At 62.8% G+C, this 16,401-nt stretch carries 12 protein-coding genes and 2 rRNA genes; 7 read left to right on the top strand and 7 right to left on the bottom strand.

Annotated elements, in window-relative coordinates:
- The first annotated feature begins 98 nt into the window (after positions 1 to 98).
- Both A9W99_RS22550 and rrf read left to right on the top strand, forming a co-directional pair.
- Positions 99 to 3,211, top strand: a 23S ribosomal RNA gene (locus A9W99_RS22550).
- Positions 3,212 to 3,309: 98 nt separating this feature from the next.
- Positions 3,310 to 3,423 (top strand): 5S ribosomal RNA (rrf, locus tag A9W99_RS22545).
- A gap of 49 nt (positions 3,424 to 3,472) precedes the next feature.
- Here the strand turns inward: rrf and A9W99_RS22540 are convergent.
- From A9W99_RS22540 to A9W99_RS22525, 4 genes are all read right to left on the bottom strand, one after another.
- Complete coding sequence (locus tag A9W99_RS22540) at positions 3,473 to 3,970, bottom strand: methylated-DNA--[protein]-cysteine S-methyltransferase (protein ID WP_067383469.1); 498 nt, start codon at positions 3,968 to 3,970, stop codon at positions 3,473 to 3,475.
- The gene (locus A9W99_RS22535; protein WP_067383466.1) at positions 3,967 to 5,457 is read right to left on the bottom strand and encodes a DNA-3-methyladenine glycosylase 2 family protein; all 1,491 of its coding nucleotides are present in this window, start codon (positions 5,455 to 5,457) and stop codon (positions 3,967 to 3,969) included. The genes A9W99_RS22540 and A9W99_RS22535 overlap by 4 nt, the downstream gene beginning before the upstream one ends.
- 216 nt (positions 5,458 to 5,673) lie before the next feature.
- Positions 5,674 to 8,040, bottom strand: coding sequence for a hypothetical protein (locus tag A9W99_RS22530; RefSeq protein ID WP_067383463.1), 2,367 nt, complete (start codon positions 8,038 to 8,040; stop codon positions 5,674 to 5,676).
- A 100-nt stretch (positions 8,041 to 8,140) separates the two neighbouring features.
- Entirely contained in the window at positions 8,141 to 9,763 is a 1,623-nt protein-coding gene (locus tag A9W99_RS22525; RefSeq protein ID WP_067383460.1) for an adenylate/guanylate cyclase domain-containing protein, read from the bottom strand.
- 45 nt (positions 9,764 to 9,808) lie between these two features.
- Between A9W99_RS22525 and nucS the strand changes: the two genes are divergently transcribed.
- Together nucS and A9W99_RS22515 are read left to right on the top strand one after the other, a co-directional pair.
- The gene (gene nucS / locus A9W99_RS22520; protein ID WP_067383458.1) at positions 9,809 to 10,480 is read left to right on the top strand and encodes an endonuclease NucS; all 672 of its coding nucleotides are present in this window, start codon (positions 9,809 to 9,811) and stop codon (positions 10,478 to 10,480) included.
- 23 nt (positions 10,481 to 10,503) lie between these two features.
- Positions 10,504 to 10,794, top strand: coding sequence for a hypothetical protein (locus A9W99_RS22515; RefSeq protein ID WP_067383455.1), 291 nt, complete (start codon positions 10,504 to 10,506; stop codon positions 10,792 to 10,794).
- Here A9W99_RS22515 and mce read toward each other — a convergent pair.
- Positions 10,791 to 11,249 (bottom strand): methylmalonyl-CoA epimerase, encoded by a 459-nt coding sequence (mce, locus tag A9W99_RS22510; protein ID WP_067383452.1) that lies wholly within the window; start codon positions 11,247 to 11,249, stop codon positions 10,791 to 10,793. The two genes, A9W99_RS22515 and mce, sit on opposite strands and share 4 nt — an antisense overlap.
- 89 nt (positions 11,250 to 11,338) lie before the next feature.
- Between mce and A9W99_RS22505 the strand changes: the two genes are divergently transcribed.
- Positions 11,339 to 12,520 (top strand): acetyl-CoA C-acetyltransferase, encoded by a 1,182-nt coding sequence (locus A9W99_RS22505; protein ID WP_067383449.1) that lies wholly within the window; start codon positions 11,339 to 11,341, stop codon positions 12,518 to 12,520.
- A gap of 182 nt (positions 12,521 to 12,702) precedes the next feature.
- Positions 12,703 to 13,623, top strand: coding sequence for a tetratricopeptide repeat protein (locus A9W99_RS22500; RefSeq protein WP_067383770.1), 921 nt, complete (start codon positions 12,703 to 12,705; stop codon positions 13,621 to 13,623).
- A 62-nt stretch (positions 13,624 to 13,685) separates the two neighbouring features.
- On the opposite strand, the gene A9W99_RS22495 is transcribed toward A9W99_RS22500, so the two are convergent.
- Together A9W99_RS22495 and A9W99_RS22490 are read right to left on the bottom strand one after the other, a co-directional pair.
- Complete coding sequence (locus A9W99_RS22495) at positions 13,686 to 15,008, bottom strand: amidohydrolase family protein (protein WP_067383446.1); 1,323 nt, start codon at positions 15,006 to 15,008, stop codon at positions 13,686 to 13,688.
- Between the two features lie 12 nt (positions 15,009 to 15,020).
- Positions 15,021 to 15,575: a pyridoxamine 5'-phosphate oxidase family protein gene (locus tag A9W99_RS22490; RefSeq protein ID WP_067383767.1), complete on the bottom strand. Its 555-nt coding sequence runs from the start codon at positions 15,573 to 15,575 to the stop codon at positions 15,021 to 15,023.
- 190 nt (positions 15,576 to 15,765) lie between these two features.
- Here A9W99_RS22490 and A9W99_RS22485 point away from each other — a divergent pair, with 190 nt between their 5' ends.
- A complete protein-coding gene (locus A9W99_RS22485; RefSeq protein WP_082930150.1) occupies positions 15,766 to 16,395 on the top strand; it encodes a TetR/AcrR family transcriptional regulator in 630 nt (209 codons plus the stop codon).
- Positions 16,396 to 16,401 lie beyond the last annotated feature (6 nt).

Below are 16,401 nucleotides of genomic sequence, written 5' to 3'. Positions count from 1 at the left end.
GTGTTTGAGAACTGGATAGTGGTTGCGAGCATCTAATGAACGCGCTGTCCCTAGTGGTGGCGTGTTCATGAATGTAATTTCTTCTTTGGTTTTTGTGTTTGTAAGTGACTAAGGGCGCATGGTGGATGCCTTGGCATCGAGAGCCGACGAAGGACGTGGGAGGCTGCGATATGCCTCGGGGAGCTGTCAACCGAGCTTTGATCCGAGGATTTCCGAATGGGGAAACCCAGCACGAGTTATGTCGTGTTACTCGCATCTGAATATATAGGGTGCGAGAGGGAACGCGGGGAAGTGAAACATCTCAGTACCCGTAGGAGAAGAAAACAATTGTGATTCCGCTAGTAGTGGCGAGCGAACGCGGAACATGGCTAAACCGCACGCATGGGTAACCGGGTAGGGGTTGTGTGTGCGGGGTTGTGGGATTGATATGTCTCAGCTCTACCTGGCTGAGGGGTAGTCAGAAAGTGTCGTGGTTAGCGGAAGTGGCCTGGGATGGTCTGCCGTAGACGGTGAGAGCCCGGTACGCGAAAACCCGGCACCTGCCTTGTATCAACTCCCGAGTAGCAGCGGGCCCGTGGAATCTGCTGTGAATCTGCCGGGACCACCCGGTAAGCCTAAATACTACTCGATGACCGATAGCGGATTAGTACCGTGAGGGAATGGTGAAAAGTACCCCGGGAGGGGAGTGAAAGAGTACCTGAAACCGTGTGCCTACAATCCGTCAGAGCCTCTTCGTGGGGTGATGGCGTGCCTTTTGAAGAATGAGCCTGCGAGTCAGGGACATGTCGCGAGGTTAACCCGTGTGGGGTAGCCGCAGCGAAAGCGAGTCTGAATAGGGCGTATCCCCTTTTGGGGTGTAGTGGCGTGTTCTGGACCCGAAGCGGAGTGATCTACCCATGGCCAGGGTGAAGCGCGGGTAAGACCGCGTGGAGGCCCGAACCCACTTAGGTTGAAGACTGAGGGGATGAGTTGTGGGTAGGGGTGAAAGGCCAATCAAACTCCGTGATAGCTGGTTCTCCCCGAAATGCATTTAGGTGCAGCGTTGCGTGATTCACCACGGAGGTAGAGCTACTGGATGGCCGATGGGCCCTACTAGGTTACTGACGTCAGCCAAACTCCGAATGCCGTGGTGTACAGCGTGGCAGTGAGACGGCGGGGGATAAGCTCCGTACGTCGAAAGGGAAACAGCCCAGATCGCCGGCTAAGGCCCCTAAGCGTGTGCTAAGTGGAAAAGGATGTGCAGTCGCAAAGACAACCAGGAGGTTGGCTTAGAAGCAGCCACCCTTGAAAGAGTGCGTAATAGCTCACTGGTCAAGTGATTGTGCGCCGATAATGTAGCGGGGCTCAAGCACACCGCCGAAGCCGCGGCACATTCACATTTGTGAATGTGGGTAGGGGAGCGTCCCTCATTCAGGGAAGCCGCCGGGTGACCGGTGGTGGAGGGTGAGGGAGTGAGAATGCAGGCATGAGTAGCGATAAGGCAAGTGAGAACCTTGCCCGCCGTAAGACCAAGGGTTCCTGGGCCAGGCCAGTCCGCCCAGGGTGAGTCGGGACCTAAGGCGAGGCCGACAGGCGTAGTCGATGGACAACGGGTTGATATTCCCGTACCCGTGTGTGAGCGCCCGTGATGAATCAGCGGTACTAACCACCCAAAACCGAATCGATCATTCCCCTTCGGGGGCGTGGAGGTTCGGGGCTGCGTGGGAACTTCGCTGGTAGTAGTCAAGCGATGGGGTGACGCAGGAAGGTAGCCGTACCAGTTAGTGGTAATACTGGGGTAAGCCTGTAGGGAGAGCGATAGGCAAATCCGTCGCTCATTAATCCTGAGAGGTGATGCATAGCCGGTTGAGGCGAATTCGGTGATCCTCTGCTGCCAAGAAAAGCCTCTAGCGAGCACACACACGGCCCGTACCCCAAACCGACACAGGTGGTCAGGTAGAGCATACCAAGGCGTACGAGATAACTATGGTTAAGGAACTCGGCAAAATGCCCCCGTAACTTCGGGAGAAGGGGGACCGGAATACCGTGAACACCCTTGCGGTGGGAGCGGGATTCGGTCGCAGAAACCAGTGAGAAGCGACTGTTTACTAAAAACACAGGTCCGTGCGAAGTCGCAAGACGATGTATACGGACTGACGCCTGCCCGGTGCTGGAAGGTTAAGAGGACCCGTTAACTCGTAAGGGTGAAGCGGAGAATTTAAGCCCCAGTAAACGGCGGTGGTAACTATAACCATCCTAAGGTAGCGAAATTCCTTGTCGGGTAAGTTCCGACCTGCACGAATGGCGTAACGACTTCTCAACTGTCTCAACCATAGACTCGGCGAAATTGCACTACGAGTAAAGATGCTCGTTACGCGCGGCAGGACGAAAAGACCCCGGGACCTTCACTACAACTTGGTATTGGTGTTCGGTACGGTTTGTGTAGGATAGGTGGGAGACTGTGAAGCCTCGACGCCAGTCGAGGTGGAGTCGTTGTTGAAATACCACTCTGATCGTATTGGATACCTAACGTCGAACCGTATATCCGGTTCACGGACAGTGCCTGGCGGGTAGTTTAACTGGGGCGGTTGCCTCCTAAAATGTAACGGAGGCGCCCAAAGGTTCCCTCAACCTGGACGGCAATCAGGTGGCGAGTGTAAATGCACAAGGGAGCTTGACTGCGAGACCTACACGTCAAGCAGGGACGAAAGTCGGGATTAGTGATCCGGCACCCCCGAGTGGAAGGGGTGTCGCTCAACGGATAAAAGGTACCCCGGGGATAACAGGCTGATCTTCCCCAAGAGTCCATATCGACGGGATGGTTTGGCACCTCGATGTCGGCTCGTCGCATCCTGGGGCTGGAGCAGGTCCCAAGGGTTGGGCTGTTCGCCCATTAAAGCGGCACGCGAGCTGGGTTTAGAACGTCGTGAGACAGTTCGGTCTCTATCCGCCGCGCGCGTCAGAAGCTTGAGGAAACCTGTCCCTAGTACGAGAGGACCGGGACGGACGAACCTCTAGTGCACCAGTTGTCCCACCAGGGGCACTGCTGGATAGCTACGTTCGGACAGGATAACCGCTGAAAGCATCTAAGCGGGAAACCTTCTCCAAGATCAGGCTTCTCACCCACTTGGTGGGATAAGGCCCCCCGCAGAACACGGGATCGATAGGCCAGACCTGGAAGCTCAGCAATGAGTGAAGGGAACTGGCACTAACCGGCCGAAAACTTACCAACACAAATCGCAACCACTATTCGGTACTCACGACAATTGTCGTGGAGCACCACACCCCCCACCAGTACAACCAAACAAAATAGCGGTAGAGTAATAGAGTTACGGCGGCCACAGCGATAGGGAAACGCCCGGTCCCATCCCGAACCCGGAAGCTAAGCCTGTCAGCGCCGATGATACTGCCCACTTCGGGTGGAAAAGTAGGACACCGCCGAACATATGCAAAAACACCCCCGGTTTTCCGGGGGTGTTTTTGCATTCGGCTCTCAGTCGAACAGCGTCAATTCTGCGGGCGTCCGGCTTTTCTCCAGGTCGAGTAATGTCTTCTTGCGGTCGAGTCCGCCACCGTAGCCGGTAAGACTTCCGCTGGCGCCGATGACGCGATGGCACGGAACAATGATGGCGATCGGATTGTGGCCGTTGGCCAACCCCACCGCCCGTGCCGCACCAGGTGCGCCGACTTGTGCGGCGATCTCTCCGTAGGAGCGGGTTTGCCCGTATGGGATTGTCAGCAGCGCCTGCCAAACCCGCCGTTGAAATCCGGTGCCGTGCATGTCCAATTCGACATCGAAATCGGTGAGCTCGCCGGCGAAATAGGCTTCGAGTTGTTCGACGGTGTCGGTGAACGCCGTATGGTCCTCGGTCCAGCCGGCCCGGTTCGGCTCGTAGGTCTGGTCGACCATCCTCAGGTTGGTCAGCACTGACCCACGCCCGGCCAGGGTCAAAGGTCCGATCGGGCTCTCGATGGTGCGGTAGTGGATCATGCAACCTCCTGTGGTGGTGGCCATTGGTTTATCGGATGCTCGAGGGTGGCCCATAGGTGCTGGACGGCGTACGAGCGCCACGGCCGCCAGCGGGCGCTGTGTTCGATGAGGGTTCGTTGCTGTGTGGGCAGACCCAGATGCTTGGCGGCCAGCTTAAGGCCGAGATCGCTGGCCGGGAAAGCGTCTGGGTCGCCCAGGCCTCGCATCGCGATCACCTCTGCCGTCCACGGGCCCACCCCCGGCAGATCCAACAATTGCCTGCGAGCGCGTTCCCAGTCGCACCCGGCGTCTAGAGCGATGCTGCCGTCGGCCAGGCCGGCGACAAGGGCGTTGATTGTTCGTTGCCGGCTTTTGGGGACAGCCAGGTGGACCGGATCGATGTCAGCCAGATGTTCGACCGACGGGAAGGTGTGGGTCAGCGCACCGGCCGGATCGTGGATGGGCTGGCCGTAGGCGGCGACGAGCCTGCGCGTGTGGGTTCGCGCGGCCTTGGTCGACACCTGCTGTCCCAGTACTGCGCGCACGGCAAGTTCTGCCTCGTCGACCGTGCGGGGGATGCGTTGTCCGGGCGCTTTGGCCACCACCGGCGCCAGGTCCGCATCCGCGGACAGCGCTTCGACGACGGCTTCGGGGTCGGCATCGAGGTCCAGCAGGCGTCGGCAGCGCGCGATCGCGGTGGTGAGGTCGCGGAAATCGTCCAAGACCAGTTGGCAGCCGACATGATCGACGGCCGGAGTGAGGGTGACGACGGCGCTGCCGCAGGGCAGCCGCAAGCTGCGTCGGTACGCGCCGTCACGCACCTCCTCGCAACCGGGCACGGCTCCGGCGGCCAGATGGCCGAACACGCCATCAAAGGCGAAGGGCGTGCGCACCGGCAACCGAAGCGACACAGCTCCCCGCGACGTCGTCCCAGAGCCGAAATGAATTGCCGCGCGCTCGCGTAACGCAGTCGGCGTGGTTTCGAACACCAGCCGCACGGTGTCGTTGAACTGACGGATGCTGGAGAACCCCGCGGCGAAGGCTACGTCGCCGAATGGCAGGTCGGTCGTCTCGATGAGGACCCGGGCGGTCTGCGTCCGTTGTGCGCGGGCCAGCGCGAGCGGGCCGGCACCGACCTCGGCCTGCAACAGTCGTTCCAGCTGACGCGTCGTATAGCCGACGTGGGCTGCCAGGCCGCCGACGCCCTCGCGGTCCACGGTGCCGTCGGCGATCAGCCGCATCGCCCGTGCGACGACGTCGCGGCGCACGTTCCATTCGGGCGACCCCGGCGAAGCGTCAGGACGGCACCTCTTGCAGGCCCGGAAACCCTCCCGTTGAGCGGCGGCCGCGGTGGGTAGGAAGCGGACGTTACGGGCGAACGGAGGCCGTACCGGGCAACTGGGACGGCAGTAGATCCGGGTCGTCAGCACCGCGATGACGAACCAGCCGTCGAACCGGGCGTCCTTGGACTGGACGGCCCGGTAGCAGCGTTCGAAATCTTCATGCACGGTTCCACAGTTACACCTACCCACCGACAAGACTGGCGGAAAAACGACATCAATGTCCTGGCAACCGGGTGTGCACCAAATACGGGCGGTTCAAGGTGTCCTTGGGTGTGTGGCGGTCCAAGATCCGCGTCGCGGATTGGCGAGCAGGACGAGGAACGCGCCCGCCGCAGCTGGTTGATCACGACCTTGTCGGCAATGTCCGACCGGCTGCCCGCTTCAGATAGCGACGGCCAGCACTCCGCCGCCGTCGGTCGTCCTGTTGCCGCCAAGGGCCACGGTGACGGCTCCGCCACGCCGCTCGACACGGTAGCCGGTGTTCTTATCGAGGCCGGTGACGACCAGCCGCGAAACGCCGCCGGGAAGGGAAAGCGTCACGGGCGAGTCGGTCCGGCCGAGAGTGACGGGAAATAAGACGGCAGTTGCGCCTACAACCGCGCCTTCGTATGCAGTTCCGCTGCTGCTGCGGATGAGCGTCACCACGTCGGGAGCGGAAGAACCGTCGGCGCCCTGTACCACGTGCAGGAAGCGCACGCTGCGCGGGTTGCCTGCGGCCCCTACCATCAGCCGGTGCCGCATCGGCTCGCCCGCCGACGGGCGGCCGACGTCGGGTTCGTCGTCGCCGGCCCGGATCATTGCGCCCTCGGGCAGCAGCGTGGTGCTGAAAAGCCGTTGTCCTCCAGGAGTTTTCACGACGGCCTGGGTTCCGGTCACCTCGAACGGGGCGGCTGCCTGCAGCCAGAAGCGTTTGAACCGTCCGTCGGTATGGGTTTCGGCCCGGTCGTAGACGACGACGTGGTCGGGTTTGAGCCACACCAGCGACCGGCTGGCGTGGGCGACCTCGGTGCGGTCGCGCTCCGGCTCGTTGTACAGATTGGTGGCGTCGCCGCAAGCGTAAAAGTATGCGTCGCTGCTGCTTTGGGCGATCAGCGTCGGATCGTTCTTGGCAACAAGGGGAACCTGGGCGCCGCGCCGCGCAAGATCGAGATAGCGCTCTTCACTATCGGGTGGTAGCGGTGCGTTCTCGATCGTGAGCGTGTTGTGGTAGTCGGAGTACCACGTGGTGTCGTAACCGGTGCGCTGCTTCGTCAGCCATTCACCTTTGCGGTAGAGCTCGAACTCGTTGCCGTCACTGCCTTGGTGGTCAATGGACTTCCAGGTCAGCGAGTAGGTGAAGATGCGCGCGTCGTCGGACCAGGATGTGCGTGAGAGGAACCTGTTGAGTCCGCTTGCCTGGTGCTGCAGCGGCAAGCCCGGCCTGGGGTCCTTCGGCTGTGGTGCGTGCGGATCCAGGGTCAGGAAATACAGGATCGCGGTGTTGAACTGGTCGGTGGAGCCGACGCGGTCCAGAAGCGAACCGGCGCCGCCCGCAGGCACATTGATCATGTGCCAGCGGCACGCGTCGACGGTCGCCTGGTCACCACGTGAGCGCGCGTAAATCGCCATTGGCGCAAGGGTGTTCGTCAGGTCAGGAGCCGCATAGACCTGAAGATCCCCGTAGGCCGCCACTTGATAGATGTCCCCGGGTTCGTTCGCGTCGGGCGGGGCCGGACTTGATTTGGGCGGCAAGGTGTGAAAGTTCGCGGTCATCGAGTCCGCCCAGAACGGATTGTCGGCCATGACCACCTGCGGTCCCCATTTGGCGGCGTCGTCGAGGCCGGCGGTGTGCATCGCGACGAGCAATTGCACATGGAATGCCAATGCGGTCAGCGAGTATTCGGTGCCCTCGGGCGACAGCCCGCCTGACGATACCGTCCGCATGGCATGGTCAGTCATGTACAGCCACTGGCCGGTGACGTTGCGCAGGTAATTGCGCAACCGGCCGTCGGGGTCGTCGCCGGAGTCCAGGGCCGCCGCCATCAGACCCATGTTGCGCATGTGGGCGTTGTAGTAGTTGTTCATTGCCCAGCGCACACGGGTTTGATCGGCGAGCATGGCGGGATCGTTGAACGGGCCGTCGGGGCGGAAATCGGCTGCGCCACCGCCACCTTGCTCCGACGGGTAGGCAGCGAACTGCTCGGCAGACCAACGCAGGAACACATCGCGGATGCGGCGCTTGTCGTCGGTGGAGAAGTACGCATAGGCCCAGTCGACGGTCAAGCCGAACGCCTCGCCGTTCCAGCGCGACCGGTCGAACGTCGCGAACCGCGGTCCGCGGAAGGGTTCGCCGTCGGAGCCGGCGCCGGCCGAAGCCTTATCGATGATGTGCATCAACAGGTTTCGGGCGCGGCGCCCGTATTCGTCGCGCGTCGGTTGATCACGCTCGATCAGGGACATGAACGCGAACAGCTCCGCATACCACTCTGTCGGATAGGTTTCATAGGCGTCGGACCCGGCGTCCTCGGCAGGGACATGGCCGTCGTCCATGCTCTTCTTCGCCTTTCCGGCAAGCACCGAAAGCCCATCGCGGTAGACCGGATTGTCGTCAGATGCCCACTGGCGTAAGCGATCCAGATCCGATCTGCGCACCAATAGACGGGGGTGATCGCCGACGGGCCGCGGCGCGGGATGTTCCGGACGCGACGTGCACGCCGCCAGCAACACCACGCCGGAGACTGCACCCAATTGGCGACGGCTCAACAACATCGCGGATCCTCGACGTGATACCGCTGTTGCGTCACGGCGAAATATTACTCGCGCTCACCCGACCGTAGGTGCGGTTCGGCCTCGATCCGCCGCAGCGGCCTTACTTTCGCGCTTTGGCCGGCTCGACCGGCGACGCCAGCTGGGTCCGTTGGTCGTGGCCACGCAATTTCACGTGGCGTCCCAAAGACCAATGCTCGCGTTCACTTTCGCTCGCGCCCTCCAGCGTCTGCGCCGATGCCAGCAACTTGCCGGGGCGTGATTTGGCCAGTTCGCACAACCGTGCCGCTTCGTTGACCGGCTCACCGATCACGGTGTATTCGAACCGTTCTCGGGCTCCCACATTACCGGCGACGACCTGGCCCGCGGCCACACCGATGCCGGCCTGGCACTCCGGCATCTCGTCGCACAATCGTTTAGCAATGACCCGCGCGGCCGCCAGGGCTTGGTCTTCGGGGTTTTCCAAAGTGTTCGGCGCACCGAAAATGGCCAGCGAAGCGTCGCCCTCGAATTTGTTGACGAAGCCGCAGTGGCGGTCCACCTCTTCGACGATCACCGTGAAGAACCGATTCAGCAGTTTGACGATGTCGGCCGGCGGTTGGCTGGTGACCAACTTCGTGGAGCCGATGATGTCGATGAACACGACAGCGACATGGCGTTCTTCGCCGCCCAGTTTCGGTCGCTCCCGTTCGGCGGCGGCGGCGACTTCGCGCCCGACATGCCGGCCGAACAGATCGCGCACCCGTTCGCGCTCCCGCAGGCCGTCGACCATGGCGTTGAAACCACGTTGCAGCTCGCCGAGCTCGGTCCCGTCGAATACCACCAGGTCACCGCGCAGGTCGCCCCGCTCGACGCGCTGGAGCGCCGCGCGTACCACCCGCACCGGTGTCGCGGTGAGCCAGGCCATGATCCACATCAGGCTGAACCCGAAGATCAGTGTCGCCGCCGAGACGATCAGCATTCCGACCGCGAACTCGGTCTCGGTCAGATTCCGCATCGCGATCTGGAAGACGGCCATGAGCGCGATGCCGACGACGGGCACGCCGGAACCCATCAGCCACACCATCAGCAGTCGGCCCATGATGCCCGGTGCCATCCGCCGGGGCGGTGGCCCCGCCTCGAGTGCCTGGGCGGCCACCGGGCGCAGCGCGAACTCGGTGAGCAGATAGCTGCCGGTGGAGACCAGAAGACCGGCGAACGCGACCGTGATCAGGAACCGCGGGATGAACTGGTGGTTGACCATTCCGTAGAGGGTGGTCAGCAGGACCGTCCCGATGCCCCACAGAATGAGGTCGCCCAGGGCCACGCGCCAGGGGGCCAGGAACGTGTTGCGCTCGTCGTCGCGTGTTGGCGGGCGCTCCTCGATGGCCCAGCGCAGTGCGAGCACGGTTCGCCTGGTGATCCAATACGCGCCCAACGCCAGGGCTAGCGCGATGTAGCCGGGCACGACGCCGAACGTCAGCCACTTCGGTGCGTCGTGGAACACGCTGGGTTGGGGTATTGCGACCGTCACCAACAGCACGTTCACAGCGATCCCAATGAGATTGGCCGCGACGATGAGGACGGTCATGATGACCTGGATGCGGACCCGGCGACGTCGCTGACTTTCCGATACCCGCCCCAGCAGCCAAGAGCCGAACGCGGGGGTATCGGGCCGGCCGCTTTGACGGGTCACCCGCTCGAGCACTCGGCCCAAGCGTTGCGCCACCGTTTTTTTGCCGGCCATGGTGGCGCCAGCCTAGTTCGTCGGCCACGCTCTAAGGTGAGTCGGGTGCGCCTAGTGATCGCCCAGTGCACCGTGGACTACGTCGGCCGGCTTACCGCTCACCTGCCATCGGCGCGCAGGTTGCTGCTGTTCAAGGCCGACGGTTCAGTCAGCGTGCACGCCGATGACCGGGCTTACAAGCCGTTGAACTGGATGAGCCCGCCTTGCTGGCTGAGCGAGGAGCCCGGCGCACCGGCGCCGGTGTGGGTGGTGCAGAACAAGGCCGGCGAGCAGCTGCGCATCACCGTCGAGCAGATCGAACACGATTCCAGCCACGAGCTGGGCGTGGACCCCGGACTGGTCAAAGACGGCGTGGAGGCCCACCTGCAGGCGCTGCTGGCCGAGCACGTGCACCTGCTGGGCGAGGGATACACGCTGGTTCGCCGCGAATACATGACCCCGATCGGACCGGTCGATCTGTTGTGCCGCGATGAACGCGGAGGCTGTGTCGCCGTGGAGGTCAAGCGGCGTGGCGAGATCGACGGTGTCGAGCAGCTCACTCGTTATCTAGAACTGCTCAATCGCGACACGGTCCTCGCGCCGGTGCAGGGAGTGTTTGCCGCCCAGCAAATCAAGCCGCAGGCTCGCATTCTGGCCGTCGACCGCGGAATCCGTTGCATCACATTGGATTACGATCAGATGCGCGGCATGGACAGCGACGAGTACCGGCTGTTTTGAGTTTGCGCCGTTAAACTGGCCGAATGGCCCGGCGACCCAAACCGCCACGCGGGCGGCAACCACCGTCGGCGGGGTTGCGCCGATTGGAAACCGGTGCCGACGGCTACGAGTACGAGGTGCGAGCCATCGCCGCGGCTCGTGCCGTCAAGACCTACCGTTGTCCGGGATGTGATCATGAGATCCGTTCCGGCACTGCGCATGTGGTGGTATGGCCCACTGATTCAGTCGTGGCCGGGGCCGAGGATCGGCGGCACTGGCACACGCCGTGCTGGAAGAACCGCGGGAATCGCGGTCCGACCAGGAAGTGGTCTTAGCTCGCCGGCTCGACCAACTCGATGAGAACGCCGCCGGCGTCTTTGGGGTGGATGAAGTTGATCCGCGAGTTCGCTGTACCGCGCCTGGCGGTCTCATAGACCAGGCGCACACCCTGGGAGCGCAGACGCGCGCACAGGGCGTCCAGATCGCTGACCCGGCACGCCAGCTGCTGGATGCCAGGGCCGCGCTTCTCCAAGAACTTTGCTATCACCGACGACTCGTCGAGTGGGGCCATCAACTGGATTTGCGCCGTGGTCCCCGGCACCGAAAGCATTGCCTCGCGGATGCCCTGGTCGTCGTTGACTTCCTCGTGGACCAGGATCATTCCGAGGTGATCGTGGTACCACTCGATGGAAGCGTCCAGGTCGGCGACCGCAATGCCGACGTGATCGAGTCCTGTCACCAACGAGGCAGCAAGTACGTGACGGGCGTCAACTTGGTCGGTCGTCATCACACAACGGTAACCTGGCGATTGAGATTGCGCTTCTCCGGTAGGTCGAATCGGCCTTCCGAGACCGTCCACAGCCCGGCCAGGAGGTACTCATGACGACGTCGGTGATCGTTGCTGGAGCCCGCACCCCGATAGGAAAATTGATGGGTTCGCTCAAGGATTTCTCGGCTAGCGATCTGGGTGCCATCGCGATCGCCGGGGCGCTGGAAAGGGCTCACGTGCCGGCCTCACTGGTCGAGTACGTGATCATGGGCCAGGTGTTGACCGCCGGGGCCGGCCAGATGCCCGCCCGGCAAGCGGCGGTTGCGGCCGGCATCGGCTGGGATGTGCCATCCCTGACCATCAACAAGATGTGCCTGTCCGGTATTGACGCGATCGCGCTGGCTGACCAGCTCATCCGCGCCGGAGAATTCGATGTCGTGGTCGCAGGCGGTCAGGAATCCATGACCAAGGCCCCGCACCTGCTGATGGACAGCCGTTCGGGCTACAAGTACGGCGACGTCACGGTGCTGGATCACATGGCCTACGACGGGCTGCACGACGTGTTCACGGATCAGCCGATGGGCGCGCTGACCGAGCAGCGCAACGACGTCGACAAGTTCACCCGCCAGGAGCAGGACGAATACGCCGCCCGGTCACACCAGAAGGCGGCCGCGGCGTGGAAGGACGGCATTTTCAACGACGAGGTGGTGCCGGTCAACATCCCGCAGCGCAAGGGCGATCCGCTGCAGTTCACCGAGGACGAGGGAATCCGCGCCAACACCACCGCCGACTCGCTGGCCGGACTCAAGCCAGCGTTCCGCAAGGACGGCACCATCACTGCCGGCTCGGCCTCCCAGATCTCCGACGGTGCGGCCGCGGTTGTGGTGATGAACAAGCAGAAGGCCCAGGAAATGGGTCTGACGTGGCTGTGCGAGATCGGTGCACACGGCGTTGTCGCCGGGCCGGATTCCACGCTTCAGTCTCAACCGGCCAGCGCCATCAAGAAGGCGCTGGACCGTGAGGGTATCTCGGTTGACCAGCTCGACGTCGTGGAAATCAACGAGGCGTTCGCGGCCGTCGCACTGGCCTCCACGCGCGAACTCGGCGTGGATCCTGAGCTGGTCAACGTCAATGGCGGCGCAATCGCCGTCGGTCATCCAATCGGCATGTCGGGCGCCAGAATCACGCTGCACGTGGCACTCGAGCTGGCGCGGCGCGGATCGGGCTACGGCGTTGCCGCCCTGTGCGGTGCCGGGGGCCAGGGCGACGCGCTGATCCTGCGCGCCGGATGAACAATCCCGAACTGACCAGTAACTTTGCTGCACGACGGGGTATGGGGAAGTTTGTGTGATTTGTGTCATAGCTGCAGATCACGACCCGTTTGTGCAGCGCTCTGGCGCCGGGCTTGACCTCGCCGGATCCGCGGAACCACCGGGTGGATCAGAGCCCGAAGCGGCGTGACAAACTTGATGACGTGACTCGTCCGCGACCTCCTATCGGGCCTGCCATGGCTGGTGCGGTCGATCTGTCCGGTCTCAAACAGCGCGCCCAGCAGAATGCTTCAGCACCCGCTCAACCGGGTCAGGCAACGGCGGCGCCGGGCGGCCCGCAGACCACCGAGGTCACCGAAGCCAATTTCGAAGAACAAGTGCTGGTCCGGTCGGACGAAGTACCGGTGGTGGTGGTTTTGTGGTCACCGCGCAGCGACGCGTGTATAGAGCTGGTGGATGCGCTGTCCGCGCTAGCCGCTGACGACAATGGCACGTGGTCCCTGGCGACGGTCAATGTGGACGTGGCCCCCAGGGTGGCGCGGATTTTCGGTATTGATGCGGTACCCACCGTGGTGGCTTTGGCGGCGGGGCAGCCTGTCTCAAGTTTCCAGGGCGTGCAACCGGCCGATCAGTTACGGCGCTGGCTGGATTCCCTGCTTTCGGCAACGGCCGGAAAGCTCAGGGGGCCAAGCGGTTCCGGGGAGGCTGCAGAAGTCGACCCGGAGGTTGCGCAGGCCCGCCAGCAACTCGAGGCCGGCGATTTCGAAGCGGCGCGACTGTCGTATCAGGCGGTCCTGGACGCCAATCCGGGCAGCGTCGAAGCGAAGGCTGCCATCCGGCAGATCGAATTCCTAACCCGCGCAACCGCACAACGACCGGACGCGGTCGCAGTCGCCGACGCCGCGCCGGACGACATCGAAGCCGCGTTTGCGGCGGCCGACGTGCAGATCCTCAATCAAGATGTGGCGGCGGCATTCGAGCGTTTGATTGCGTTGGTGCGCAGCACTTCCGGAGATGAGCGCACTCGGGTTAGGACTCGGCTGATCGAGCTGTTCGAGCTGTTCGACCCTGCCGATCCCGAGGTCATCGTCGGGCGGCGTAATCTCGCGAACGCGCTTTACTAGGCCAAGCAGACGCAAAATGCTCCGAAACCGTTCGTTTTCATGGCATTTTGCGTCTGCTCGCGCTAGCTACAGACGTCGGTGTCCAACTGGCGGATAAGCCGTTCGCCCGATTCGGCCTGCCGGCTTCTTACCTCGTCGAGATCTGCGTTCATCAGGCAGTAGTTTCGTTTGCGCCAACGGCCACCGATCATCACTGCTTCGATGTTCGCGAGACTGGCATTAAGTGCGGTGGCGATTGGGTCGTGCGCCGGCCAGAGGTTCAGCGCTCGCGTATCGATGACGACCAGGTCGGCCTGCATGCCCGGCTCTATCCGGCCCACCACTCCGGCCAGCCCGAGGGCGCGTGCTCCCTCGACGGTCACCCATGACAGCGCCTGCTTGCTGGTGACCGACCGCGTTGTGCACATCATGCCGGTCGCTTTCCGGTGGTCCTCGTGGTCGAGCGCCCGCTGATGTGCCAGCGCAATCCTTGCGGCGGTGAGGATTTCGCCGGACACCACGGTTTCCGTGTCGGTGCCCAACGACGGAGCCGCTCCACGTTGCAGCAGTTGTCCGGTTATGGGGACGCCGTGGCCCTGGCTGAGTTCGTTTTCCGTTGTGGCGGTAAAGCTGACGCCGGCGTCGACCAGGGTGTCGACCCACTGCTCAGTCAGACCAGCACCATGCACGATGTTGGTGCGGGGCCCGAATAACCCTGCTGTGCGTACGGCTTCCCACGCGGTCGCCGGTTGACCGCCGCTTTGATGCATCGACACCACCAGGTCGCGCGTGGCGGCAGCCCTAAAATCGGCCACGGCCACCTCAGGTGTCGAGTGCTGCGGCCCGCTGATCGCCATGCCGACGGTTAGCAAGTCGTGCGCTCTGGCCGTCCCGTCAATCAGTCGGTCCACCTCGGCAAGCGGATGGGCGACATCGGGTGCTCTGTTCGGGGTGCCGTGCAGAAAGACGGCACGAATGCCGGACTTCTGCAGCCCTTCGACGGCGGCATCGGTGTGCTCGGGCGTGGGATTGTTATGACACCAGTCTCCCAACGTCGTTGTGCCACAGTTGATTTGATTAAGGGCACCGGCCAGATTGCCGATGTAGATATCGCCTGGTGTGTAATGCCTTGCGAGGCAGCCATGCAGGCGGTGCAGATATTCGGGCAACGTCCAGTCGGCGCCGGCAAAACGCAGCCCGCTCTGCCAAGTGTGCAGGTGCGCATTGACCAAACCCGGGATGACGATGCGCCCGGCCAAATCGACAACTTCGGTGTCGGGCCGGTCAATGCGCTCGCTCATTTCAGCAATGCGATGGCCGTCGATCAGGATGTCGATGCGTTCTGCGTCAGGCCGCTGCGATGACATGGTGACCACCTGCGCGCCACGCAGCAGTGTGCGGCTCATACGTAAGCCACGTCAGTCCGGGTCCGGGGCGTCCCACGGCACCGTGCTCGAAAGCCAATGGGTAACCCGCTCTTCTTGATCATTACGGTGCAGATGCCGCGGTGGTTGGCCGAATGTCGCGTAGGGGCGGCAGCGAACCACAACACGATTCTCTTGGACGCGCATGGCCTCGATATAGGGACGGGCTTCGTCGGGAAGCGACTGGCCCGACATCCGTCCGGCGACTGCCATCATGACGTCGACCACCAGTTCGGGGTCCTCTTCGATCACCGCGTCGGCATAGACCTGCAAGTAGGCGAACGGCCAGCGCTCGTCGAGGACGCACAGGCTGACCTTGCCGTCCCGAGCGATGACCCGAGCCTTGCCGCGTCCGGCCATCGTCGACACCAGCAGCTCGTCGTCAGCGGTGGGGATGTAGTAGACGACCGACATGCCCGGCCCGTCGTTTCTCCGGCGGTAGCCGAAGACACACGTGCGATGAGTCCGCACGAATTCGCGGCGCTCCGAAGGGAGCATGTCGCGGTCGGTGGGAACCGTAAGTGGCTCTGTAGCAAGCGGTAAGAGCATGAACAACCGTCCTTCTGTCTGATTTGTGGCCGAGCGGAGGTAGTCGGCGCCCGCGCCCAATAATTGTGGATACATCGTTACCGTTATTGCGCCGCCTGTCAAGACTCGCCATACTGGGCGCGTGACCACAGCACCGGTAACCGCTGAAGAGGCCCTCGCTCGCCGCTCTCGCGGACGCCCGCCGATCCCAGTGGATCGGATCATTGACGCGGCGCTACAGATCGTGGATGAGAAAGGCGCGGACGCGTTGTCGATGAGGACGCTTGCGCAGCGGCTGAAGTCGGGAACCGCCACGCTATATCGCCACTTCGCCAACCGGAGCGAGGTCATTGCCCATGTGGTGGACCGCGTTTTCAGTGAGGTGGAGTTCAGCGCCGAAGAGTTTGCAGCCACCAGGTGGCAGCAGGCGTGTGAGTCGTTCGCTCACGCAATGTTTGAAGTACTACAGCGCCACCGCAACGTGGCACCCCTGCTCATCGAGCAGGTGCCGGTCGGCGCCAACGCGATGGCGCACCGCGAACGCTTGTTAGCGATTATGCTCGACAACGGATTTAGCCCGCAGCACGCCGCGCGTGCGTATGCGACCGTGGCACGCTATGTGCTGGGCTTTGCAATCCAGCTCGGCGATCACGAATCCGACGATGCGGAACTCTCCCACCTCTTCCACGGGCTGGACCCGCAGACCTTCCCGGCCACCCACGCCGTGGCCGACTATCTGCCCGTACCGCTGGAGGAGGAATTCGCACTCGGCCTCGAGTTGATCATCGATGGTCTCGCGAAAGTGCGCCGAGCAGACGCAAAATCACCTCAAAACTGTTGATTTGAG

It is taken from the genome of Mycobacterium sp. 1164966.3, assembly GCF_001665395.1.
Classification (GTDB): Bacteria; Actinomycetota; Actinomycetes; order Mycobacteriales; family Mycobacteriaceae; genus Mycobacterium.
Note: the sequence above shows the minus strand (reverse complement) of the source record. Positions and strands in the feature narration are given on the sequence as shown.